Annotated in this window: 2 protein-coding genes; both read right to left on the bottom strand. The window is 54.9% G+C overall.

Translation table 11 applies throughout. The features are described 5' to 3' along the window. Positions 1-1,679: 1,679 nt before the first annotated feature. Positions 1,680-2,663 carry a type II toxin-antitoxin system HipA family toxin gene (locus tag RF641_RS17490; protein ID WP_424573728.1) on the bottom strand — a complete coding sequence of 328 codons (984 nt, stop codon included), beginning with the start codon at positions 2,661-2,663 and terminating at the stop codon, positions 1,680-1,682. Between the two features lie 97 nt (positions 2,664-2,760). Further along, a complete protein-coding gene (locus tag RF641_RS17485; RefSeq protein ID WP_047117849.1) occupies positions 2,761-2,961 on the bottom strand; it encodes a helix-turn-helix domain-containing protein in 201 nt (66 codons plus the stop codon). Between the last annotated feature and the right edge of the window lie 566 nt (positions 2,962-3,527).

The following is a 3,527-nucleotide window of genomic DNA, read 5'->3' as shown; positions in this document are numbered from 1 at the left end:
CTCAAACAACAAACACTTACCGGTTCTCCGCCACCCCTATTCCAGGAGGCGATATCGTCCAGCGTTATATTCATATTCTATAATCATTGAATTCTGAAAGTCAAATCGATTCTTTGTGATTTGAACCGGTATTCTTTGATTCCCATTCAATTCCAGCTTATCCACACATGGTGTGGAAAACCTTGATTTTCCGGGGTTTTCGCCGCCTCGTCCTGGTCGGTTGGTGTTCCGTCCGGCTCGTGGCGACAAGGAAAAACTATACACGGGTTGTCGGGGGTCTGCAAATCGGCGGGGTGCTGCGGGACGGTGAGCGTGGACACATAAAAACGAGGCCATTTCTGGATCCCGATAATCGATGTTTTTTGTATGCCCATAGGCGCAGGAAGCAATAACGAGCCCAGTCGACTGATGGGCAGCAATCTACAGTGTGGATTCCGCCCGACCCCGGGCCGGCCCTTTCACGCTCCTGGAATCACCTTCCGGAAACTTGCGAAACGTCCTTGCCGGCGAAGGCCCATAAGACTCCCAACCGTTCACGTCGTTGTTGTGGACTCCCACCCCGTGCACGACAGCCTGCTGCATCTGGGGAGCCTGTATTAAGATCCCTGCTTCCAATGATTTTGATGGGGCACTCTTAGGCAGTCTCAATATTGCACCAGTACTTCACCGCGCTCTGCCCAAACTTCAGTCACGGTGCAGAGCTCATGATCGTTCTTCCAAACGACCTTGCCAATTCTGCGCAGTTGCAATATCTCGTAGTACATCGGTTCTGCTGGCACCGGCATTCTGGCAACCCGCCAACACCTGTGAGCGCCCGGCAGCATCTATTGATCGGGTTGCTTCCGCCGCGGTTCGAAGTCAAGAGCCTCCGGTTGCCGGAGCTGCAGTTACCCGCAGGGAACCACGACTGGCTCACTCGAACGTACTTTCGATCCGTCTACTTGCAAAGGTATGGTTGGCAAGACGGAGTATGGCATGTGGCTGGAAGCGAAGCGTGCGGGCCTGCTGTGCTTCCGATAGCCGGCGCTGCCCATCGGGGCGAAAGGCTTCTAGAACCTCTGTTGCCCGTTCAGCGCCAGCTTCAGACCAAGGCGCGTAAATTAGTCTCGGCCCTACCATAGGTAGAACGCCGTGGCCTTCTGGGCAACATGCTGGACGATTTCCCCTGCAGTTTGCAGATATTCACACCGATAAGAGGTCTTTGACCGTTGCCTGCCCTCAGGCCAGCAGATCTGCCGTGATGCGGGTTCGATAGTAATGCATGAGCGAAAGAGTGTGCTAGCTCGGCGAAGGCAACGTATGGCGTGAACCTGGATTCCCGGCCAACAACAGGTGTGCATGCAAACTAGTGTTCGCCAACGCTCGATCATTCAGTTTTGTGGACACCACTCGTCCAAGGAACGCCAGTATGGGGCGAGCAACCGTTCCGCCTTCGCGCCACAGCAGGATCAACGATGAAACTGGCTACCTCTGCCCAAGACTGCTCGTTTGGCTACGAACGAGCCAAGAGAACTAGCGCCCGAAGAAGATTTCCCGAGAATAGCACCGAGCATGTAACGACTGATGCTTCAGCTGACTGCTAGCCGGCGAAAACGCAGCTCCCTTTGTGTCCCGCGTAGAGGAGATCCACTGAAAGGAAGCGCGCTCAGGTCGATGCTGTTCGCTGCCCTCAGGGCCAGCTAGTTTGCGGAAGCTGCGGCTTTATCGGTCAGGCCGAGTACCCGCGCAAACTCTTCCCAGTGCTTACGGCGGAGGTTCTTTGTCTTGCCCGCAACCGTGAGGGCCAATGTATCGTCGCCATAGATTAAAGTGCACGGAACATCGTAAATTGGTGCAATCGCGAAGCGTCCGTCTTGGCCAGCCAGCATGGATACGTTCTTTCCATGTAAGTCACCGTTGCCACTGAGCCATGCGAAGAGAAACTGAATGTAGAGGTTCCTCTTGGCAAGGAGTGGAGCGTGCCAATTCCGAGCCAGGGCTTCGGATACTTCCTCGGAGGTTACCAAGTACTTCGCGCTCGGTGGAGGGTTCAGCACCTGCGTAGCGTCATCCAATGCCAACTTCTTCGATCCAGATACACCAGCTCTGTACACTCTGCCGAAACGTTCAACCAGCAGTCCTCCAAGTTGATGCGCGTCATGGACCAGCTTGCTCTTCACGACAGGGAGTTTCAGAAACCTTGCTGCAGCGAGAGGTGCTGCTTCATTTACGATGAGATGTGGATGATCGCGTGGATCCAATTTGAGCATGTATGCATTCCCAGCCAATGACATCGGCGTAGTAAGCATCGTGGCGCTGATCTTTTCCTGAACCCCAGGAATTGAGTGCAGATCAAGCGACTTCGCCAAGGCTGTGAAGTCCAGTTCAGAAGGTTTCAAAAATTCTGCAAGTGCCGGCGGTTGCGTCAGCGCTGTTCCGGCAGGGACGATGCTGACGTTGCCCGGTGTATCCGCCCCTACGATCATGAGCAGTGTCAGCTCGTCTGACATGCTCGTCTTAGCCGCATGCTTCAGCACTGTGAGCCTGTGACCCTCAGGAAGCATCCCTGAGAAGAAGGAGGGAAGGGCACCCCGTGCGCCGGTATACGGCCCTTCGCGGGTCGGCAAAGAGGATGCAATGCGCGGTGCACCCGAAGCCAAATATGAGTCGGAGTAGGAGAACACCACGCTGCCGTCTTGACGTCGAACTAGCTTCCCGGCAATACATCCTCGTAGTAGACATCCGCCTCTTGTACTTGTTTGAGATCCTGAAGTTCGTAGGTCACTTCTCCACCATGAGCTTTATTCCCAATACGGATGCAGTTGAAACAACGGCGCTAAAAGATGGGTTGCCCTGCCCACTTTCCATCGATCTCAATGTTCGTTCAGAGATTCCCGCCAGGTCGGCAAGCTGTTCCTGAGTAAGGCCGTTCTCCTTACGCACTGATTGAATCACTGCGCCGATCTCCGACAATGAACTCATGAGAATCTCCAGACCGGCAGAATATCGCCGTAAGTAGCAGTCTAATCATCATAGCCTCAAGAGGTAAACAATTCGGTAGAATACTGCCGAATTAGCATCGCCAACTCAAGGTTCATAGATTTCGACTAGCTAATCAGCAGAATACTGCCAACATAAGCTCCGCAGCTTGAGGGGCCGAGTCCCGGTATTGGACAACTCGACACAGAGCACTAAAAGTTAACCTTGCAGCTGAACTCCGCTTAAACAGGAAAACGGGGGAACTTCTGCTCCCCCACTACCAAACTGCCTTGCCCCACGCCATCCCCACGGGGCCGGCCGCAGGACAGCACCCCAAACCGCCCAGAAGGCACCGCGCCGCCACCGAAAACCCCCGCTTAAACAACAAAACGGGGGAGCCACCGCTCCCCCACCGCACCAGCCACCCAGCCAGGCCGTCCCGGCCAGGTGGATCCACCGGTTAAACCAGCAGAAGGCCCCAACACTGTTGGAGCCTCCCACTTCTCAAGTTAAGTCCGGCGGTGACCTACTCTCCCACACCCTCACGAGTGCAGTACCATCGGCGCAAT

Source organism: Arthrobacter sp. 'calajunan' (genome assembly GCF_046940185.1).
Lineage (GTDB): Bacteria > Actinomycetota > Actinomycetes > Actinomycetales > Micrococcaceae > Glutamicibacter > Glutamicibacter soli.
The sequence above is the reverse complement of the archived record's forward strand: the minus strand, read 5'-3'. Positions and strand labels throughout refer to the sequence as shown.

What these genes read in the sequence shown, in the direction of transcription:
- RF641_RS17485 (WP_047117849.1), bottom strand. Translation starts at nt 2,961, where the DNA reads ATGAGTTCATTGTCGGAGATCGGCGCAGTGATTCAATCAGTGCGTAAG.